The organism is Enterobacter sp. JH25 (assembly GCF_021725435.1).
GTDB lineage: Bacteria > Pseudomonadota > Gammaproteobacteria > Enterobacterales > Enterobacteriaceae > Enterobacter > Enterobacter intestinihominis.
The window spans coordinates 4,045,467-4,066,694 of the sequence record NZ_CP091319.1 but is presented as its reverse complement, the minus strand read 5'-3'; the positions used below and the strand labels follow the sequence as shown (position 1 = coordinate 4,066,694).

Genomic DNA, 21,228 nt, shown 5'->3' with positions numbered 1-21,228 from the left:
CTTTTACAGGAAGTGACAGAATTTACCGACAACGCCCAGCACCACGGTGATACCAATCAGGCGCAGCGGGCTCCAGCCACGGCGTACCAGCCAGAACATGGTCAGGGTGTAGACCAGCGGCAGAAAGGCGGGCATCAGTTTGTCGATCACGTCGGTTTGCAGTTTGACGACCGCATCCCCGGCTTTAATCTCAAGTGTGGTATTCAGGCGCACATAGGTTGCCACCAGCGCACCAATCACCGTCATCCCGACAATGGACGCAGCATGACCAACCTTTTTGGTGTTGGCCTTGATCAGCGGGATCGCGGCGACACCCATCCGGTAGGCATAGTGCGCCAGACCAAAACGCAGGCCGAGATGCACCACGTTAAACAGCACGATAAAGACCACGGCGCCAAGAATGGATCCCTGTAGCGCCAGGCTGGCGCCAATCCCCCCGCAAATAGGCAGCAGGGTTAGCCAGAACATGGCGTCACCAATGCCACCGAGCGGTGCACCGACGGCAATTTTAGTGCTCTGGATGCTGTTCACATCCTGCTTGGAACGCTCCATTGCCAGAATAATGCCGATGACGAAGGTCACCAGGAACGGGTGGGTGTTAAAGAAGCCCATATGGCCTTTCATGGCGCGCGCCAGGTCCCGCTTATTGGTGTGGATCTTTTTCAGCGCGGGCAGTAGCCCATACAGCCAGCCGGAGGCCTGCATTCGCTCGTAGTTGAACGAGGCCTGTAGCAGCATGGAACGCCAGGCGACACGGTTAATATCCTTTTTCGTTAGCTCAGCGCCAATACTCTGGTCTTCGTAGACGTTTTCATTCACGCCGGTCAGCAGCGTCTCTTCACTTTCAGACACGCCCGGCAGGGTGGTTGGATTAGATGCCATCTTCAAATTCCTCTTTCTGGGCCGCAGGCGCCGTCGGTTCAGGCGATTTGCGCAGCAGGTCGATCAGCGCCATCGCCAGCGCAGCCGCGGCAATCGCCAGCACCGGCAGTTTCAGCCAGGCCGCGGCGACAAAGCCGATAATGAAGTAAGGGATGTAGACGTTTTTCATCATGATCTTCAGCAGCACGGCGAAGCCGATCGCTGGCATGATGCCGCCCGCGACGCCCAGACCGTCGATCAGACGTTCCGGCAGGACATCAATGGCGGTTTTCGCGTGTTCAGCCCCGAAGTAGATGGGCAGAAACGCACACAGGAAGTAGAAGACGCCGAGCGCCAGCAGTGCCAGATAGTTGACCCGTTCAATACCACGGGTGTCTGCGTTAGCCGCCATGCGATCGCAGCGGGACATCACGCCGGACATCACCGAGAAGAGGAAAGTGATCCCCATCTGAACCGCCACGGCAAACGGCACGGCGACCCCAACCGCGACATCCGGCTTCACGCCTGTGGTAATGGCAAATGTGGTGCCAACGATGGTGCCGATAATCACGTTTGGCGGCTGCGCGCCCGCCAGCGGCGCGAGACCCATCCAGACCAGTTCTAACGTACCGCCGGTCAGAATTCCGGTGTGCAGATCGCCCAGAATCAGGCCAACCAGTGGCCCGAGCACCACCGGACGGTGCATGTGTGTTAAGCCGTTAAACATATCCAGGCCCGCGATAAAGGCGAGAAGCCCCAGCGCGAAAGCCTGCAACAGACTGATTTCCATTGTGAATCCCTCAGAGCAGTTTAAAGAGATCCAAAGCAGTCTCTGTTGGAACGCCCTGAACGAAGCATTCCACTCCGGCCGCCTTCAGGCCGTTAAACGCGGCGATATCGTTCGCGTCTACAGATACCGTTTTGGCAATTTGCTGTTTGCCACTGGCGTAATGCATATTTCCGACGTTAATACGGGTGATGGGCACGCCGCCCTCGACCAGCGTTAAAAAATCAGCCGGTGTTTTACAAACCAGCAGAATTTTCTGCCGGTCGGCGGCGCGATGAATGTTGTCGATCACTTTTTGCAGGGACCAGAAACGCACGGCGATGCCTTCCGCAAGCACCATCTCCATCAGGTTTTGCTGAACCGGATCGTCTGCAACCTCGTCATTTGCCACCAGCACCAGGTTCGCCCCCGCAAACCCCACCCACTGTACGCCCACCTGACCGTGGATCAGGCGTTCATCAATGCGGCATAAGACAATGTTTGGCATAGCGTTTTCCTCTTTTTTAATTATGCGTGTTGAGTCGTTACGCCTTCGCAGGCGGTATGGTACTGCTGGAGTATGTCCTGAATGTGGTCGAGAATGAGCTCCCGTGGTATGGACCTGAGAGCACCCTCGCGAACTTTGCTGTACTGCAACGGCAGATACTGGCTGATCAGCGGCAGTGGGATCGGTTCATCCGCCAGGTTGCGTACCAGTCGCTCAAAAGCCTCGTCAATCTGGCTGTCTGGCCAGTAATAGCGCACGCGGTCGGAATAGCTGTAACCGCGGGCCAGGCGACGGGCATTGCCGTCGCCGTGATAGTGGCTTTGCCAGTATTCCGGGCGATCGAGCATCACGTTTTCCAGGACGTGACGCAGTCCTGAGCAGGCTTTTGCCGGCAAAAGCTCTTCTTCAATTGCAGCCAGTGAGAACAGCGCTTCGCGCAGCGCGAAGGTTAGCGCAGGGCCGACTTTCAGAATGGCGAAGTGATCTTTCACCAACTGGCGCAGCGCCTGCGGCGTCTGGTAATCGGTAGAGTGTGCTTCAAATACGAGCGTGTCGTAGGCTTCAACCATTTTGCTCAGTGCGACGGCTTTATGCGGTTGATAGTCACAAACGTGCGCATGGTCAAACTCAACGCCAGGCTGAACCACCAGGCCAATAATGCGCGGCCAGATGTCGCTTAACCCTTCCTTCTCGAATGCGTGGCGGTGTGCCTCAAGCGTGGCACGTGCCGCCTCTGGTGTGGTGACCTCAAGCTCGGTCAGCGTTTCGTGTGCCCCACCGGGAACCGGAACTTCCGTGCCGATAACGTAGACCAGATCCGCTACGCCAAATTGCTCGAGACAGGTGGTTTCGGCAATTTTAGCCAGCCGAGCGGCACGCCCGGCAACGATTGCATCGGTTAAAGGAACCGGATCGTCTTCGCAGGACATGCTGCAATCGAGGTGAATTTTTTTAAATCCGGCCGCCACGTAGCTCCTGATCAGATCGTCGGCATTCGCCATCGCCTGCAAAGCTGGCAGGTTTTGCCAGCGGTTAGGACCTAAATGATCGCCGCCAAGGATCAGCTGTGAGGTGGGGAAACCGAGGGATCCCGCCAGATTGCAGACAAACCCATAAAAATCGGCGGGCGTCATACCGGTATAGCCGCCAAACTGATCCACCTGGTTTGAGGTGGCTTCAATCAGCAGAGGCGTCTGTTGTGAATGGGCGTAACGAATTGCAGCTTCAAGTACCAATGGATGTGCGGAACAGACGGCGTAAATCCCGTTTGTATTCCCCCGTTTATGTTGTTCCACCATTTCTGTCAGATGTTTCACTTTCCTCTCCATTTCGGATGGTGTTGGTATTCATCTTTCGTTTTGTTTCATTTGATACTGCATTATGGTGGGGTAAAAATAAAACGAAAGATAATAGTTTTCCGATCTGTTTCACAAAAGAAACATAATGAAAGGTTTCAGCGGCGGTTAAGCTTGCGTCTGCTCACCATACAGGGCTTGCATTCCCTCAAAAGAAAGGCGTTAATAAGCAAAACGAAATGAAACGAAAGTTTATTTACTAAGGAGCTCGTATGAGCAGCACCGATTCATCCGCAGAGAAGCGCATCACCGGCACCAGTGAAAGGCGAGAGCAGATCATTCAGCGGTTGCGGGCGCAGGGAAGCGTGCAGGTTAACGATCTTTCTCTTTTATACGGCGTGTCGACGGTGACGATCCGTAACGATCTGGCCTTTCTGGAAAAGCAGGGGATTGCCGTTCGCGCTTACGGCGGCGCGCTGATTTGCGAAGGCAATGCCCCCGGCGTGGAGCCGTCCGTTGAGGACAAAAGTTCCCTTAATACGGCTGTGAAGCGCAGCATCGCGCAGGCGGCGGCTGAACTGGTGAAGCCGGGTCATCGCATTATTCTGGACTCCGGCACCACAACCTTTGAAATTGCCCGCATGCTGCGCCAGCATACCGATGTCATTGCCATGACCAACGGGATGAACGTGGCAAACGCGCTGCTGGAAGCGGAGGGAGTGGAGCTGCTGATGACCGGCGGGCACTTGCGCCGTCAGTCGCAGTCCTTCTATGGTGACCAGGCGGAGCAGTCCTTACAGAATTACCATTTTGACCTGCTGTTCCTGGGCGTCGATGCCATCGATCTCGATCGGGGGGTGAGTACGCACAACGAGGATGAAGCCCGTCTGAACCGGAAAATGTGCGAGGTGGCGGAGCGTATTATCGTTGTCACTGATTCCAGCAAGTTTAACCGTTCAAGCCTGCATAAAATCATTGATACTCAGCGGATCGACATGATTATCGTTGATGAAGGTATTCCGGCGGAAAGCCTGGAAGGGTTACGCAAAAGCGGGATCGATGTGGTGCTGGTCTAAAGAGGCTTTTCCCCTCACCCTAACCCTCTCCCCATAGGGGAGAGGGGACTGCTCGGTGCGGTTTTTTTACCCTCTCCCCGGTGGGGAGAGGGCAGGGTGAGGGGCCATCACGTCACCGGTGCCGGGTTAAACACCGCCAGCGAGTTATGCAATCCCCATTGATCGGAGAAGGTTTTCTTCCGTCCGCTTGCCACATCCAGAATGAAGTGGAACAGCTTCCAGCCCACCTCTTCAATACTCTCTTCCCCGGTGGCGATGGTGCCCGCGTTGATATCCATTAAGTCATACCAGCGGTTTGCCAGCTCGGTGCGGGTCGCCATTTTGATCACCGGTACCGCAATCAGGCCGTACGGCGTGCCGCGTCCGGTGGTAAAGACCTGTACCGTAATGCCGGATGCCACCTGCTGGGTGCCGCACACGAAATCACTGGCAGGCGTTGCCGCGTAGATCAGACCGCGTTTGGTTGGTCGCTGGCCAGGTGAGAGCACTTCCACAATCGCGCTCTGGCCGGATTTGGCAATCGACCCGAGGGCCTTTTCCACCACGTTCGCCAGGCCGCCTTTCTTGTTACCCGGAGACGGGTTGGCGCTGCGGTCGGTTTTGCCCATGTCGAGATAGTTATCGTACCAGGCCATCTCCTCCAGCAGGCGTTTACCCACCTCCTCGTTGACGGCGCGCGGCGTAAGCAGGTGGATGGCGTCACGCACTTCGGTGACCTCGGAGAACATCACCGTGGCGCCGCAGCGCACGAACAGATCGGAGGCATAACCTACCGCCGGGTTAGCGGTGACGCCGGAAAACGCATCGCTGCCGCCACACTGTGTCCCAACCACCAGTTCAGAGGCCGGGCAGGTTTCACGCTGGCGTTTGTTCAGCTTCTCCAGATGGCGCTCTGCCACCTGTAAAATGTCGTCGACCATCGATCTGAAGCCGACATGGTGTTCATCCTGAAGACGCACAATACTGGCCTCGTCAACCGGAATGGCTTTCACATCCTCAGTACCCTGCAACAGGCGTTCTGGCTGCAATTTTTCACAGCCGAGGCCAATCACCATCACCTCGCCGCCAAAGTTTGGGTTAAGGGCGATATTGTGGATCGTGCGGATCGGCACGACCGCTGCGGGCGCGTTGATCGCCACGCCGCAGCCGTACAGGTGGTTAAGCCCCACCACGCCGTCAACGTTGGGGTATTTCGGCAGCAGATCGCGCTCAATAATTTTCACCACGTAATCCACGACACCCGCCACGCAATGCACGCTGGTGGTGATGCCAAGCAGGTTTTTGGTTCCCACACTGCCATCCGCGTTGCGGTAACCTTCGAAGGTATAACCCTCCAGCGGAGGTAACGGCTCAGGGACGCGGGTAGCCAGCGGCAACGTCTCCAGCGGCGGGGCGGTGGGCAGCTCAACCAGCGACTCCTCAATCCAGCTACCCTGCGGGATAGCGCGCACCGCATAGCCGATGACTTCGCCGTAGCGCACGATTTCGCCCTGCGCCGGGATATCGACCAGTGCGACTTTGTGCCCCTGCGGAATGTGCTCAATCAGCTCCAGCCCGTCCGGAAAGCGGGTACCCGCTTTTAAGCCATTGTCGTTGACAATAATCGCCACGTTATCGGTATCGTGCAATTTTATATAGAACGCCGTCGGCGACGCCTGTCGAATTTCAATATCGGCCATTGTTCACTCATCTCCAGCAAAATATCTGATACTAAATATAGCCAGATGGTTAATCGTTTCTTATTGAGGAAATAAAGAATGTCAGGAGAGGAAAAGTGAGAATGTGATCGCGATCGCTCCCGACACACTAATCGTTGATTCTGTGCATCAGCGCCCACTGCATTGGGCATATGCTCAAAATAGCGTGCTAACCCCGTTGGATAATTGAGCATTGAGACAATGTGCTGCCGGGTGGTGACGATTATACTGAATGACGATTTTATAACGCCAAAATTCAGTCAGTAAATAAATATAACGCTGACGCTGAGTCGGAATAAATAAGAAAAGCTACTGGCTAAAACTGCGGAATTAAAAAAGGTATACGTAATGAGTAACGACATCTTCCCGAATAAATTTAAAGCGGCCCTTGCGGCGCATCAGATTCAGATTGGCTGCTGGTCTGCGCTGGCCAACCCCATCAGCACCGAAGTGCTGGGCCTGGCCGGATTCGACTGGCTGGTGCTGGACGGCGAACATGCGCCAAACGATATCAACACGTTTATTCCGCAGCTGATGGCGCTGAAAGGCAGCCACAGCGCGCCGGTGGTGCGTTTACCTACCAACGAGCCGGTGATCCTCAAGCGTCTGCTGGATATCGGCTTCTACAACTTCCTGATCCCGTTTGTTGAAACGGAAGAAGAAGCGGTGCTGGCCGTAGCTGCCACCCGCTATCCGCCGGAAGGGATCCGCGGCGTGTCTGTCTCTCACCGCGCCAACATGTTTGGCACCGTGCCGGACTATTTCGCCCAGTCCAACAAGAACATCACCATTCTGGTTCAGATCGAGAGCCAGCAGGGGGTCGATAACGTCGACGCCATTGCCGCGACCGAAGGTGTCGACGGTATTTTCGTCGGCCCGAGCGATCTGGCGGCCGCCTTTGGTCATCTGGGCAACGCCAGCCACCCGGACGTGCAGCGGGCAATCCAGCACATTTTTGCCCGTGCCAAAGCGCACGGTAAACCGTGCGGCATTCTGGCGCCGGTGGAAGCCGATGCCCGCCGCTACCTGGAGTGGGGCGCAACGTTTGTCGCCGTCGGCAGCGACCTCGGCGTATTCCGCGCCGCCACGCAGAAATTAGCAGACGCTTTTAAAAAATAACCATCATTGAGGAAACAGATTATGACGCTGAAAGTGGGTTTTATTGGCCTGGGTATCATGGGCAAACCAATGAGCAAAAACCTCATCAAAGCAGGTTACTCACTGGTGGTTTTAGATCGTAATTCAGACGCGGTGGCAGAAGTGATTGCGGCTGGCGCAGAAACGGCGACAACTGCAAAAGCGATCGCCGAGCAGTGCGATGTCATTATCACCATGCTGCCAAACTCCCCGCACGTGAAAGAGGTGGCGCTGGGTGAGAACGGCATTATCGACGGCGCGAAGCCGGGCCTGGTGGTGATCGACATGAGTTCTATCGCACCGCTGGCGAGCCGCGAAATTAGCGAGGCGCTGAAAGCGAAAGGCGTGGAGATGCTGGATGCGCCGGTCAGCGGCGGCGAACCGAAAGCCATCGACGGTACTCTGTCGGTGATGGTGGGGGGTGATAAAGCCGTGTTCGACAAATACTACGACCTGATGAAAGCCATGGCTGGCTCCGTGGTGCATACCGGTGAAATTGGCGCAGGCAACGTCACCAAGCTGGCAAACCAGGTGATTGTGGCGTTGAACATCGCGGCCATGTCCGAAGCACTGACGCTGGCCACCAAAGCGGGCGTTAATCCGGATCTGGTCTATCAGGCCATTCGCGGTGGTCTTGCGGGCAGCACCGTGCTGGATGCCAAGGCACCGATGGTGATGGATCGTAACTTCAAGCCGGGCTTCCGCATCGATCTGCACATTAAAGATCTGGCGAATGCGCTGGATACCTCCCACGGCGTGGGCGCGCAGTTGCCGCTGACTGCCGCCGTCATGGAGATGATGCAGGCGCTGCGTGCGGACGGTCTGGGCACCGCCGATCACAGCGCGTTAGCGTGCTATTACGAAAAGCTGGCGAAGGTTGAAATTGCTCGCTAATGACGTCCCGCCCGGTGGCGTTACGCTTACCGGGCCTACGGCTCAGGCATACAACTATGAAAATCGTAATCGCGCCAGACTCTTATAAAGAAAGCCTGTCTGCCACTGAGGTGGCGCAGGCGATAGAAAAAGGATTTCGGGAAATTTTCCCCGACGCTCATTACGTGTCTGTTCCCGTTGCTGACGGCGGAGAAGGTACGGTTGAAGCGATGATCGCCGCGACGCAGGGCACCTGGCAGCAGGCTGTCGTCACCGGCCCGTTAGGGGAAAAGGTGAAGGCCAGCTGGGGGATCTCGGGCGACGGTACCACCGCGTTTATCGAGATGGCCGCCGCCAGCGGCCTGGTACTTGTTCCTCCCGCGCAGCGTAACCCGCTGGTCACGACGTCGCGCGGGACGGGGGAGCTGATCCTCCGCGCGCTGGATAAAGGCGCGCGCAACATCATTATCGGTATCGGCGGGAGCGCAACCAACGATGGGGGCGCGGGTATGATGCAGGCGCTGGGCGCGAGGTTTACGGATGCGAACGGGACGGAGATCGGCTACGGCGGCGGCAGCCTGATGGCGCTGAACCGTATTGATATTTCTGATCTTGATCCGCGTCTTCAGGGGTGCGCAATCCGCGTCGCCTGTGACGTGACGAATCCGCTGGTCGGTGAAAGCGGCGCGTCGCGTATCTTTGGCCCGCAAAAAGGCGCCACGGAGGAGATGATCCTCGAACTCGACGCCAGTCTTAGCCACTACGCCAACGTGATCAAAAAATCGCTGCGCATTGACGTCAACCCGGTTCCGGGGGCAGGAGCGGCGGGCGGCATGGGCGCGGCGCTGATGGCCTTCCTGGGCGCTGAGCTGAAAAGCGGCATTGAGATTGTCACTCAGGCGCTCAATCTTGAAGAACATATTCACGACTGCACGTGGGTGCTGACGGGAGAAGGGCGCATCGACAGCCAGAGCATTAATGGCAAAGTGCCCGTCGGCGTGGCGAGCGTCGCCAAAAAATACCATAAGCCGGTGATAGGGATTGCCGGAAGTCTGACGCAGGATGTGGGTGTGGTGCATCAGTACGGCATCGACGCGGTGTTCAGCGTATTGACCCGCATCGGTTCACTGGAAGAGGCGTTCCAGGGAGCGTACGACAACATTTACCGCGCCTCGCGCAATATCGCGGCCACATTGCAGGTAGGCATGCGTAGCCAGGGGTGACAGCGGCGCGCAAACCCTCTATACTGCGCGCCGAAGCTGACCAGACAGTCGCCGCTTCGTCGTCGTCCCTTTCGGGGGAGACGGGCGGAGGGGAGGAAAGTCCGGGCTCCACAGGGCAGGGTGCCAGGTAACGCCTGGGGGGGAAACCCACGACCAGTGCAACAGAGAGCAAACCGCCGATGGCCCGCGTAAGCGGGATCAGGTAAGGGTGAAAGGGTGCGGTAAGAGCGCACCGCGCGGCTGGTAACAGTCCGTGGCACGGTAAACTCCACCCGGAGCAAGGCCAAATAGGGGTTCACATGGTACGGCCCGTACTGAACCCGGGTAGGCTGCTTGAGCCAGTGAGCGATTGCTGGCCTAGATGAATGACTGTCCACGACAGAACCCGGCTTATCGGTCAGCTTCAACTTCTTACGAAACCCCGCTTCGGCGGGGTTTTTGTTTTCTGAAGGTTGCAGGCCGGGTAAGCGAAGCGCCAAACAACATCAATTCTCAGTTTTGCGACGCTAAGCGCATTTCACTGTTTTACCGACTATGCATTCCTTTCATCTGCTGCGCATGATCGTAATCACAAAATTTAACGCTATAAAATTAGAAAATTTTAGTGTTGAACAGATGTTGTTAATGTTGACTCAGTGATGCTGAATGTTATTCATTTGATAATTTAATATTGAATCTAAAAACATTCTTCTGGTGAATGTGTGATATATCCCACTCTTTAACCGGAAGCTGAGAAAATATTCCTGATAAAGTTGATAAACCACAAAAAAGTTTTAAAAGAATAATGATGGTTTATTAACCTTTAATTGCCTGAAAGATAGTCTTTATTAATATTGTTAAGGCAGAAAAATTCATGCTGGTTATTGCCATAAAATAAATTTATTACCGCGGATTTTGTTGATCAATATCAGCGTAATTGCGTATTTTTAGCTATCTAACTGTTTGAATAATAAGATTATAAATCGATTTTAAATGTGGTTGTAAAAATGGCATCCTGGCAAATTGTGAGTAACAGCACATACCCCCTTAAACAATATTGGGTAGAATCCGCTGCGTCATAGGGAAATAAGCGCAGAATATTATGAATACTATTATTCTACCGAAAACACAGCACCTCGTGGTATTTCAGGAAGTCATCAAAAGTGGCTCTATAGGTTCTGCTGCAAGACAACTGGGGCTGACGCAACCTGCCGTCAGCAAAATCATCAGCGACATCGAATCCTACTTTGGGGTGGAAGTGATGGTGCGTAAAAACACCGGCGTAAAACTCACTGCCGCCGGTCAGGTGCTGCTGTCCTACGCTGAGTCGATCACCCGCGAAATGAAAAACATGGTGAGCGAGATCAACAGCCTCAGTTTCAGTACCGTCATGGACGTCTCCTTCGGCTATCCGTCGCTGATTGGCTTCACCTTCCTGTCCGGGATGATCAAAAAATTCAAGGAAGTGTTCCCGAAGGCGCGCGTCTCAATGTATGAAGCGCAGCTCTCTTCATTCCTGCCCGCCATTCGCGATGGCCGGCTGGATTTCGCCATCGGCACGCTGAGCGATGGGATGTTGCTCCAGGATCTTCACGTTGAGCCACTCTTTGAATCTGAGTTTGTGCTGGTGGCGAGTAAATCACGAACGTGCACCGGCCCGACCAGACTGGCATCGCTCACGCACGAGCAGTGGGTGATGCCGCAAACCGATATGGGCTACTACAACGAACTCCTGACCACCCTGCAAGATAACCACATCAGCATTGAAAACATCGTCCAGACCGATTCCGTCGTCACCATCTATAACCTTGTTCTCAATGCCGATTACCTGACGGTGATCCCCCGTGACATGATTGCGCCATTCGGCTCGGACCAGTTTATTGTCCTGCCGGTGGAAGATGAATTACCCGTGGCGCGTTATGCTGCCGTGTGGTCAAAAAATTACAGTATTAAAAAATCGGCGTCAGTATTAGTTGAACTGGCAAAACAATATTCGTCGATGAATATCGAAAAACGACGATAGAAATAATGATGATTTAAAATACCCGGAGCGACGATTTTTAACGCTCTGATACCCTGACTTTGCCTGAAAACAATGAATTATTATAACGAGGATATTATGCACATTACTTACGATCTCCCGGTGACCATTGACGATATTCAGGACGCCAGAAAAAGACTGGCGGGAAAGATCTATAAAACCGGTATGCCGCGCTCAAATTATCTGAGCGAACGGTGTAAGGGGGAGATATTCCTGAAATTTGAAAATATGCAGCGTACCGGTTCGTTTAAAATACGTGGGGCGTTTAATAAATTAAGCTCGCTGACCGATGCGGAAAAACGCAAGGGCGTGGTTGCCTGTTCCGCAGGGAACCACGCGCAGGGGGTGTCGCTATCCTGCGCCATGCTCGGCATCGACGGCAAAGTGGTAATGCCTATGGGCGCGCCGAAATCCAAGGTGGCCGCCACGCGCGACTACTCCGCCGAAGTGGTGCTGCATGGCGAGAACTTTAACGACACTATCGCCAAAGTGAGCGAAATCGTCGAGATGGAAGGGCGCATATTTATCCCGCCTTACGACGATCCGAAAGTGATCGCCGGTCAGGGCACCATCGGCCTGGAAATCCTCGAAGATTTATACGACGTGGATAACGTGATTGTTCCCATCGGCGGTGGTGGTTTAATTGCCGGTATTGCGACAGCAATTAAATCCATCAACCCAACTATCAATATTATCGGCGTGCAGTCTGAAAACGTGCACGGAATGGCGGCGTCGTATCAGACCGGTGAAATAACGAACCACCGTATTACCGGCACATTAGCGGACGGCTGCGACGTGTCTCGCCCGGGTAATTTAACCTTCGAAATCGTTTGTGAACTGGTTGACGACATTGTGCTGGTCAGCGAAGACGAGATTCGCAACAGCATGATCGCGCTTATTCAGCGAAATAAAGTGGTTACGGAAGGTGCTGGCGCGCTGGCGTGCGCGGCGTTATTAAGCGGCAAGCTGGACCACTATATTCAGGGCCGTAAAACCGTCTGCATTATTTCCGGTGGCAATATTGATCTCTCCCGTGTTTCCCAAATTACCGGCTTCGTTGACGCATAAAGGTGACCTATGAGCAACACAGAAAGCATTATCGTTGGCCAGACAAAAACGTCCTCCTGGCGTAAATCGGATACCACCTGGACGCTCGGCCTGTTTGGTACCGCCATTGGCGCTGGCGTGCTGTTCTTCCCCATCCGCGCAGGCTTTGGTGGCCTGATCCCTATTCTGCTGATGCTGGTTCTGGCGTTCCCCATTGCCTTTTACTGCCACCGCGCGCTGGCGCGTCTGTGTTTGTCCGGCAGTAACGTCTCCGGCAACATCACCGAAACGGTGGAAGAGCATTTTGGTAAGACCGGCGGGGTGGTGATCACCTTCCTCTACTTCTTTGCTATTTGCCCGCTGCTGTGGATTTACGGCGTCACCATTACCAACACCTTTATGACCTTCTGGGAAAACCAGCTCCAGATGCCTGCCCTGAACCGCGGCGTGGTAGCGCTGTTCCTGCTGCTGCTGATGGCCTTTGTGATCTGGTTCGGTAAAGACCTGATGGTGAAGGTGATGAGCTACCTGGTGTTCCCGTTCATCGCCAGCCTGGTGCTGATTTCTCTCTCGCTGATCCCGTACTGGAACTCAGCGGTGATCGACCAGGTTAACCTGAGCGATATCGCCTTCACCGGTCATGACGGCATTCTTGTCACGGTGTGGCTGGGGATTTCCATTATGGTCTTCTCCTTCAACTTCTCGCCTATCGTCTCCTCGTTTGTGGTCTCCAAGCGCGAAGAGTACGAGCCGGAGTTTGGTAAAGAATTCACCGAGCAGAAATGTTCCAAAATCATCGGTCGCGCCAGCCTGCTGATGGTGGCGGTGGTGATGTTCTTCGCCTTTAGCTGCCTGTTTACGCTCTCTCCGCAGAACATGGCGGACGCCAAAGCGCAGAACATTCCGGTGCTCTCTTACCTGGCGAACCACTTTGCGTCGATGTCAGGCAGTAAATCCACATTCGCCACGGTGCTGGAGTACGGCGCGTCCATCATCGCGCTGGTCGCTATCTTTAAATCCTTCTTCGGCCACTACCTGGGCACGCTGGAGGGGCTGAACGGCCTGATCGTTAAGTTCGGCTACAAGGGCGACAAGAAGAACGTCTCCGTGGGCAAGCTGAACACCATCAGCATGGTCTTCATCATGGGCTCCACCTGGATTGTGGCCTATGCCAACCCGAACATTCTCGACCTTATTGAAGCCATGGGCGCGCCAATTATCGCCTCTCTGCTGTGCCTGCTGCCGATGTACGCCATCCGCAAAGCACCGGCGCTGGCGAAATACAAAGGCCGGACCGAGAACATCTTCGTAACCGTGGTCGGCCTGCTGACCATTCTGAACATCGTGTACAAACTGTTTTAAACCAAAGCTCAGGAAGAGCGGAGCCATACCATGATTGAGTTTCCGGTAGTACTGGTCATTAACTGCGGATCGTCCTCTGTTAAGTTTTCGGTGCTGGACGCCGCAGGCTGCGATGCCCTGCTGACGGGCATTGCGGACGGCATCAACACAGAAAAAGCCTTTATTTCCGTGAATGGGGGTGAGCCAGTCAGACTGGCTCATCAGGACTACGAAGGGGCGCTGGCCGCCATCGCCCTGGAGCTGGAGAAGCGCGACCTGATGGGCAGCGTGGCTTTGATTGGCCATCGCATTGCCCACGGCGGCGATCTCTTCAGCGAGTCGACCCTGATCACGGAAGAGGTGATGGAGCAGATCCGCCAGGTCTCCCCGCTGGCGCCGCTGCATAACTACGCTAACCTGAGCGGCGTGGAAGCCGCAGAGCGACTCTTCCCCGGGGTGCAGCAGGTGGCGGTATTTGATACCAGCTTCCACCAGACCATGGCGCCGCAGGCGTATCTGTACGGCTTGCCGTACCGCTATTTTGAAGAGCTGGGCGTGCGCCGCTACGGCTTCCACGGTACCTCTCACCGCTACGTGGCGGCGCAGGCGCACGCGCTTCTCGGGCTCTCCGCCGAAGACAGCGGCCTGGTGATTGCCCATCTCGGCAACGGGGCGTCCATTTGCGCGGTGCGTAACGGCAGAAGCGTGGACACGTCCATGGGGATGACGCCGCTTGAAGGACTGGTGATGGGCACGCGCTGTGGCGACGTAGATTTTGGCGCGATGGCGTGGATTGCCCGGCAGACCGGCCAGACGTTCGAGGATCTGGAGCGCGTGGTCAACAAAGAGTCCGGGCTGCTGGGGATCTCCGGCATCTCCTCCGATTTGCGCGTGCTGGAGAAAGCCTGGCATGACGGCAACGAGCGGGCGCGGCTGGCGATAAAGACCTTTGTCCACCGCATAGCGCGGCATATCGCCGGTCATGCCGCATCCCTGCACCGTCTGGATGGCGTGGTGTTTACCGGCGGGATCGGTGAGAACTCCGTGCTTATCCGCGCGCTGGTGGTGGAGCACCTGAAGGTGTTTGGCATCATCCTCGACGAGTCCAAAAATGCCCTGCCGGGCAGCGCGGGTGAGCGCGTGATCTCCACCGAGTCGTCCCGCGCGGCCTGCGCGGTGATCCCTACCAATGAAGAAAAAATGATCGCGCTGGACGCCCTCCGTCTTGGGAAGGTCACCCCGGCTGCGGCTTACGCCTGATAAAGCGAGAATCTGATGAAAGTAACAATCGATACGGGCGTCGCGCCTTACAGCGACGCATGGGCCGGGTTTTGCGGTGAAGAATGGAAAAACGCCGTTAACGTGCGCGATTTTATTCAGCATAACTACACCCCTTATGAAGGCGATGAAGCTTTCCTCGCGCAGGCGACGCCAGCAACGACGGCGCTGTGGCAGAAGGTGATGGTCGGCATTCGCCAGGAGAATGCTACTCACGCTCCGGTGGATTTTGACACCAACATCGCCACCACCATTACCGCGCACGGGCCGGGCTATATTGACCAGGAGCTGGAGACGATCGTCGGCCTGCAAACCGACAAGCCGCTCAAGCGGGCCCTGCATCCGTACGGCGGGATCAATATGATCCGCAGCTCGTTCGAAGCCTACGGTCGCGAGATGGATCCGCAGTTTGAATATCTCTTCACCGACCTGCGCAAAACCCACAACCAGGGCGTATTTGACGTTTATTCCCCGGAGATGATGCGCTGCCGAAAATCTGGCGTGCTCACTGGTCTGCCGGACGGCTACGGGCGCGGACGCATCATCGGCGACTACCGCCGCGTGGCGCTATACGGTATCAGCTATCTGGTGCGCGAGCGTGAACTTCAGTTCGCCGATCTCCAGGGGAAACTGGAGCGCGGAGACGATCTGGAGGCCACGATCCGCCTGCGCGAGGAGCTGGCGGAGCATAAGCGTGCGTTGCTCCAGATCCAGCAGATGGCGGCGAACTATGGCTTTGATATTTCACGTCCGGCGATGAATGCGCAGGAAGCGGTGCAGTGGGTCTACTTTGCCTACCTTGCCGCAGTGAAATCCCAAAACGGCGGGGCGATGTCGCTGGGGCGCACGGCCTCGTTCCTCGATATCTACATTGAACGCGACATGCAGGCAGGAAGGCTGAACGAGGTGCAGGCCCAGGAGCTGATCGACCACTTCATCATGAAGATCCGCATGGTGCGCTTCCTGCGCACGCCGGAGTTCGACACGCTCTTCTCCGGCGATCCGATCTGGGCCACGGAAGTGATCGGCGGCATGGGGCTGGACGGGCGCACGCTGGTGACCAAAAACAGCTTCCGCTATCTGCATACCCTGCACACCATGGGGCCTGCGCCGGAGCCAAACCTGACGATCCTCTGGTCCGAACAGCTGCCGATCGCGTTCAAGAAATACGCCGCGCAGGTCTCGATCGTCACCTCCTCGCTGCAATACGAGAACGACGATCTGATGCGTGCCGACTTCAACAGCGACGACTACGCCATTGCCTGCTGCGTCAGTCCGATGGTGATCGGCAAGCAGATGCAGTTCTTCGGCGCACGCGCCAACCTGGCGAAAACGCTGCTGTACGCGATTAACGGCGGGGTGGATGAGAAGCTGAAGATCCAGGTGGGGCCGAAAACCGAGCCGCTGCTGGATGAGGTACTGGATTACGACACCGTAATGGCGAGCCTCGATCACTTCATGGACTGGCTGGCAGTGCAGTACATCAGTGCGCTGAATCTCATTCACTACATGCATGATAAATACAGCTACGAAGCCTCGCTGATGGCGTTGCACGACCGGGACGTTTACCGCACCATGGCCTGTGGCATTGCCGGGCTGTCGGTGGCGGCGGATTCCCTGTCGGCCATCAAGTACGCCACGGTAAAACCGGTGCGCGACCACACCGGTCTGGCGGTCGATTTCGTCATCGAAGGCGACTATCCGCAATACGGCAACAACGACGATCGCGTGGACAGTATCGCCTGCGATCTGGTTGAGCGCTTTATGAAGAAAATCCAGGCGCTGCCGACGTACCGCAACGCCGTGCCGACGCAGTCGATCCTGACCATCACCTCCAATGTGGTTTACGGGCAGAAGACCGGCAACACGCCGGACGGACGTCGCGGCGGTACACCGTTTGCGCCTGGCGCCAACCCGATGCACGGGCGCGACAGAAAAGGGGCGGTGGCGTCGTTGACCTCGGTCGCCAAGCTGCCGTTCACCTATGCCAAAGACGGGATCTCCTACACCTTCTCCATCGTGCCGCAGGCACTGGGCAAGGACGAGCTGGTGCGCAAAACCAACCTTGTCGGGCTGCTGGACGGGTACTTCCACCACGAAGCGACCATCGAGGGCGGGCAGCACCTGAACGTCAACGTGATGAACCGGGAGATGCTGCTGGATGCCATCGCCCATCCGGAGAACTATCCGAACCTGACGATCCGCGTTTCAGGCTATGCGGTGCGGTTTAACGCTCTGACGCGCGAGCAGCAGCAGGACGTGATTTCGAGGACGTTTACGCAGGCAATATAACACAGGCCCCATCTTCAGCCTCCTCAGATGAGGAGGCTTTTAATTTTGTGAACACCGTCAATTTTAGAAAACTCGCTCTCTTTTCTGCTATCCCGAAGTAATATTTTCCTCTCGCCTAAGGAAATCCCTATAAAAGTTGTGACTTTTTTCTCCCGCGCTCCGGATATGATCTCCCCATACCAATAACTCACACCTGCACCCTCTGACTCGCAATCGCTGGCGATCGGAACCTTATAAAAACAAATCGTTACCCTACAAAATAAGCGAGTGCCCAATGAATATGGCAACAAACAGCAGTGTGATTGTGAGTGATTCCCCTGCGGCAAGGCGGGCGGGAATGAGCGAAAGCGAATGGCGAGAGGCGATTAAATTCGACAGCACCGATACGGGCTGGGTCATCATGAGTATTGGGATGGCTATCGGCGCGGGCATTGTTTTTCTTCCGGTGCAGGTTGGATTAATGGGGCTATGGGTATTTTTACTCTCGTCGATAATTGGTTATCCGGCCATGTACCTGTTCCAGCGCCTGTTTATTAATACGCTGGCGGAATCACCGGAATGTAAAGACTATCCGAGCGTTATTAGCGGATATTTAGGCAAAAACTGGGGCATCTTATTGGGTGCACTTTATTTCGTGATGCTGGTGATCTGGATGTTTGTCTATTCGACGGCCATTACCAACGACAGCGCATCCTATTTACACACCTTCGGCGTAACCGACGGTTTGCTCTCGGAAAATCCGTTCTACGGCTTATTCCTGATCTGCATTCTGGTCGCCATTTCGTCGCGCGGTGAAAAGCTGCTGTTTAAAGTCTCCAGCCTGATGGTGCTGACCAAATTATTTGTGGTGGCGGCGCTGGGGCTTTCGATGATTGGCCTCTGGCATTTAGCCAACGTCGGTATGCTGCCGCCAATGGGGCTGCTGATTAAAAACGCCATTATTACGCTGCCTTTCACCTTAACCTCCATTCTGTTTATTCAGACATTAAGCCCGATGGTGATTTCCTATCGTTCAAGGGAAAAATCCGTTGAGGTGGCGCGGCATAAAGCGCTGCGGGCAATGAATATCGCCTTTGGCGTGCTGTTTGTGACGGTCTTTTTCTACGCTGTCTCCTTCACCCTGGCGATGGGGCACGACGAGGCGGTAAAAGCCTACGAGCAGAATATTTCCGCCCTGGCAATCGCAGCACAGTTTATCAGCGGTGACGGCGCGGGCTGGGTCAAAATTGTCAGCGTAATCCTCAATATTTTCGCTGTGATGACCGCGTTCTTTGGCGTCTATCTCGGCTTTCGTGAGGCGACGCAGGGCATTGTGATGAACATCCTGCGCCGCAAAATGCCGGCGGAGAAAATCAATGAAAATGCCGTCCAGCGCGGGATTATGCTGTTCGCCATCCTGCTGGCCTGGAGCGCGATTGTGTTAAACGCGCCGGTGCTGAGCTTCACTTCCATCTGTAGCCCTATTTTCGGGATGGTGGGCTGCTTAATTCCGGCGTGGCTGGTCTACAAAGTGCCCGCACTTCATAAATATAAAGGCGTATCGCTGGTGATTATTGTGATTACCGGGCTGCTGCTTTGTGTTTCTCCTTTCCTCGCCTTCTCATGAGGTTAAATAAGGTCGTAACGATGTCTGAGCAAATTAATCCTTTATGGAACCATTTTATTCGCGCGGTGCAGGAAGAGGTAAAGCCTGCGCTGGGCTGTACCGAACCCGTCTCGCTGGCGCTGGCGTGCGCGATGGCTGCCGGACAGCTTGACGGTGAGGTGACGCGTATCGAGGCGTGGGTATCGCCGAACCTGATGAAAAACGGGCTTGGCGTAACGGTGCCCGGTACCGGTATGGTCGGTTTACCCATCGCGGCCGCGCTGGGGGCGACAGGCGGTAATGCACACGCCGGGCTGGAGGTGTTGAAAGACGCGTCGTCCGAGGCGCTAACGCGCGCCAAAGCACTGCTGAACGCGGGTCTGGTGCAGGTAAAATTGCAGGAGCCGTGCGATGAGATCCTCTATTCACGTGCCTGCGTTTACGTCGGTGAATCCTCGGCGATGGTGACCATCGCTGGCGGGCACACTCGCGTGGTGGAGGTAGTTTGTCAGGGCGAAACGCGCTTCAGGCTTGACGATAATCAGAGCCAGAACAGCGACGATCCGCTGGCGGTGCTCTCGACCACCACGCTGTCGCAGATCCTTGAGTTTGTGGAACAGGTGCCGTTCGACGCGATCCGCTTTATCCTCGATGCGGGACGGCTGAACGATGCGCTCTCCCGCGAAGGTTTACGTGGCAACTGGGGGTTGCATATTGGTGCGACGCTCAATAAACAGCGCACACGCGGATGGATGGCGCAGGATCTGGGGTCAGACATTGTTATCCGCACCAGCGCAGCCTCGGATGCCCGCATGGGGGGCGCGACACTGCCGGCGATGAGCAACTCGGGTTCCGGGAATCAGGGCATCACCGCCACCATGCCGGTGGTGGTGGTGGCTGAGCACGTTCAGGCCGATGACGAACGGCTGGCGCGGGCGCTGATGCTCTCGCACCTGTCGGCGATCTATATCCATTACCAGCTTCCGCGCTTGTCCGCGCTGTGTGCGGCGACAACGGCCGGAATGGGGGCTGCGGCGGGGATGGCGTGGCTGATGGGCGGATCTTACCAGACTATTGCCATGGCGATCGGCAGTATGATCGGCGACGTCAGCGGGATGATCTGTGACGGGGCGTCTAACAGTTGCGCAATGAAGGTCTCGACCAGCGTCACCAGCGCCTGGAAAGCCGTGATGATGGCGCTGGATGATACTGCCGTGACGGGCAACGAGGGGATTGTGGCCCACGACGTGGAGCAGTCGATCGCGAACCTGTGCGCGCTGGCGTGCCGCTCGATGCAGGCAACGGACCGGCAGATTATTGAGATTATGGCGAGTAAGGTGTAAAAATTTCCCCTCACCCCAACCCCTCTCCCCATAGGGGCGAGGGCTCGATCGTTCCCTCTCCCCTTTGGGGAGAGGGCTAGGGTGAGGGGCGAGTCTGTTCTTTAAACCGGCAAATCAATCAGCAGCGCGCGCAGCGGCGTATCCGCCACCAGGGTGATATTCGCTTCATCACGAATAAACGCGCCGTCGCCGCAGGTGAGCGCCTCTTTCTCTTCCGCGTGCGTCACCGCATGCACCGTTCCGTGAATGGACTGCAGATAGGCGCGCGGGCCATGAAGCTGGAAGCTTGCCTGTTCACCTTTTTTCAGTTCGATATGGTGCAGCCACACCTGCTGGCGTAACTGCAGGCTGCCTTTGCTGCCGTCTGGCGAGGCAATCAGCTGCTGTTTATCGCCCTTCAGATCGATTTTTTGCACCAGCGGATTTTCCCGCTCCGGACAGGCATCCAGCCACAGCTGCATGCGGGTCAGCGTTTTGTCTTTGCTGAGGTTATGCTCGCTATAGCTAATACCCGGCTGCGTGGAAATTAACAGCGCCTCGCCAGCCTTCGCCTGGACATGATTGCCCTCGCTATCGCGGTATTCTGCCTCGCCTTCCAGGATCAGGTTCAGGATATCGACTTTCGGGTACGTGCGCGGCTGGAAGGACGCGCCCGGGGCGAGCACTTCCTGGTTCAATACGCGCAGTGAAGCGTAACCGAGAAGTTTAGGGTCAAAGTAGTGTCCAAAGGAAAAGGTGTAGCGGGCCTGCAACCAACCGAAATCGGCTTGTCCGCACTGTTTCGCTGTTCTTGTCGTAATCATAAACTTGACCTCTCTTTACACTAAATCAATGGTAAAGGTATGGACGCTGCATTGTTAGCCAGATATTCTGCCCGGTATGTTCA

At 55.8% G+C, this 21,228-nt stretch carries 17 protein-coding genes and 1 other RNA gene; 12 read left to right on the top strand and 6 right to left on the bottom strand.

The annotated features are described in order from the left end of the window. Positions 1-3: 3 nt before the first annotated feature. The 4 genes from agaE to kbaZ are packed head-to-tail and all read right to left on the bottom strand — an operon-like array spanning position 4 to position 3,463. Complete coding sequence (gene agaE, locus L2Y28_RS19540) at positions 4-882, bottom strand: PTS N-acetylgalactosamine transporter subunit IID (protein ID WP_022649494.1); 879 nt, start codon at positions 880-882, stop codon at positions 4-6. After that, positions 872-1,651, bottom strand: a complete 780-nt coding sequence (gene agaW, locus L2Y28_RS19535) for a PTS N-acetylgalactosamine transporter subunit IIC (protein WP_003861730.1) — start codon at positions 1,649-1,651, stop codon at positions 872-874. The genes agaE and agaW overlap by 11 nt, the downstream gene beginning before the upstream one ends. 10 nt (positions 1,652-1,661) lie before the next feature. Continuing rightward, complete coding sequence (gene agaV, locus L2Y28_RS19530) at positions 1,662-2,135, bottom strand: PTS N-acetylgalactosamine transporter subunit IIB (RefSeq protein WP_003861728.1); 474 nt, start codon at positions 2,133-2,135, stop codon at positions 1,662-1,664. A gap of 20 nt (positions 2,136-2,155) precedes the next feature. Then, positions 2,156-3,463, bottom strand: coding sequence for a tagatose-bisphosphate aldolase subunit KbaZ (gene kbaZ / locus L2Y28_RS19525; protein WP_032621928.1), 1,308 nt, complete (start codon positions 3,461-3,463; stop codon positions 2,156-2,158). A gap of 239 nt (positions 3,464-3,702) precedes the next feature. Here kbaZ and L2Y28_RS19520 point away from each other — a divergent pair, with 239 nt between their 5' ends. Beyond that, a complete protein-coding gene (locus L2Y28_RS19520; protein ID WP_015571958.1) occupies positions 3,703-4,506 on the top strand; it encodes a DeoR family transcriptional regulator in 804 nt (267 codons plus the stop codon). Positions 4,507-4,613: 107 nt separating this feature from the next. Here L2Y28_RS19520 and garD read toward each other — a convergent pair whose 3' ends face one another. Next, positions 4,614-6,185 (bottom strand): galactarate dehydratase, encoded by a 1,572-nt coding sequence (gene garD / locus L2Y28_RS19515; protein ID WP_022649492.1) that lies wholly within the window; start codon positions 6,183-6,185, stop codon positions 4,614-4,616. Positions 6,186-6,551: 366 nt separating this feature from the next. Between garD and garL the strand changes: the two genes are divergently transcribed. From garL to L2Y28_RS19460, 11 genes are all read left to right on the top strand, one after another. Further along, positions 6,552-7,322, top strand: a complete 771-nt coding sequence (gene garL, locus L2Y28_RS19510) for a 2-dehydro-3-deoxyglucarate aldolase (RefSeq protein ID WP_022649491.1) — start codon at positions 6,552-6,554, stop codon at positions 7,320-7,322. 21 nt (positions 7,323-7,343) lie between these two features. Next, entirely contained in the window at positions 7,344-8,234 is an 891-nt protein-coding gene (gene garR / locus L2Y28_RS19505) for a 2-hydroxy-3-oxopropionate reductase (protein ID WP_022649490.1), read from the top strand. 56 nt (positions 8,235-8,290) lie between these two features. Continuing rightward, positions 8,291-9,436 carry a glycerate 2-kinase gene (gene garK / locus L2Y28_RS19500; RefSeq protein WP_022649489.1) on the top strand — a complete coding sequence of 382 codons (1,146 nt, stop codon included), beginning with the start codon at positions 8,291-8,293 and terminating at the stop codon, positions 9,434-9,436. Positions 9,437-9,468: 32 nt separating this feature from the next. Then, positions 9,469-9,845: RNase P RNA component class A (gene rnpB, locus L2Y28_RS19495), an RNA gene on the top strand. Positions 9,846-10,517: 672 nt separating this feature from the next. After that, on the top strand, positions 10,518-11,438 hold the full coding sequence (tdcA, locus tag L2Y28_RS19490; RefSeq protein WP_022649488.1) for a transcriptional regulator TdcA: 921 nt from the start codon (positions 10,518-10,520) through the stop codon (positions 11,436-11,438). A gap of 96 nt (positions 11,439-11,534) precedes the next feature. Next, a complete protein-coding gene (tdcB, locus tag L2Y28_RS19485) occupies positions 11,535-12,524 on the top strand; it encodes a bifunctional threonine ammonia-lyase/L-serine ammonia-lyase TdcB (RefSeq protein WP_022649487.1) in 990 nt (329 codons plus the stop codon). Between the two features lie 9 nt (positions 12,525-12,533). After that, entirely contained in the window at positions 12,534-13,865 is a 1,332-nt protein-coding gene (tdcC, locus tag L2Y28_RS19480; protein WP_022649486.1) for a threonine/serine transporter TdcC, read from the top strand. Between the two features lie 30 nt (positions 13,866-13,895). Then, positions 13,896-15,104, top strand: coding sequence for a propionate kinase (gene tdcD, locus L2Y28_RS19475; protein ID WP_022649485.1), 1,209 nt, complete (start codon positions 13,896-13,898; stop codon positions 15,102-15,104). A 15-nt stretch (positions 15,105-15,119) separates the two neighbouring features. Then, the gene (gene pflB / locus L2Y28_RS19470; RefSeq protein WP_022649484.1) at positions 15,120-17,414 is read left to right on the top strand and encodes a formate C-acetyltransferase; all 2,295 of its coding nucleotides are present in this window, start codon (positions 15,120-15,122) and stop codon (positions 17,412-17,414) included. Positions 17,415-17,688: 274 nt separating this feature from the next. Next, entirely contained in the window at positions 17,689-19,020 is a 1,332-nt protein-coding gene (locus L2Y28_RS19465) for an amino acid permease (protein ID WP_022649483.1), read from the top strand. A 20-nt stretch (positions 19,021-19,040) separates the two neighbouring features. Next, positions 19,041-20,342 carry a serine dehydratase subunit alpha family protein gene (locus L2Y28_RS19460; RefSeq protein WP_022649482.1) on the top strand — a complete coding sequence of 434 codons (1,302 nt, stop codon included), beginning with the start codon at positions 19,041-19,043 and terminating at the stop codon, positions 20,340-20,342. 101 nt (positions 20,343-20,443) lie between these two features. On the opposite strand, the gene L2Y28_RS19455 is transcribed toward L2Y28_RS19460, so the two are convergent. Next, entirely contained in the window at positions 20,444-21,145 is a 702-nt protein-coding gene (locus tag L2Y28_RS19455; RefSeq protein WP_022649481.1) for a pirin family protein, read from the bottom strand. Positions 21,146-21,228: the final 83 nt, after the last annotated feature.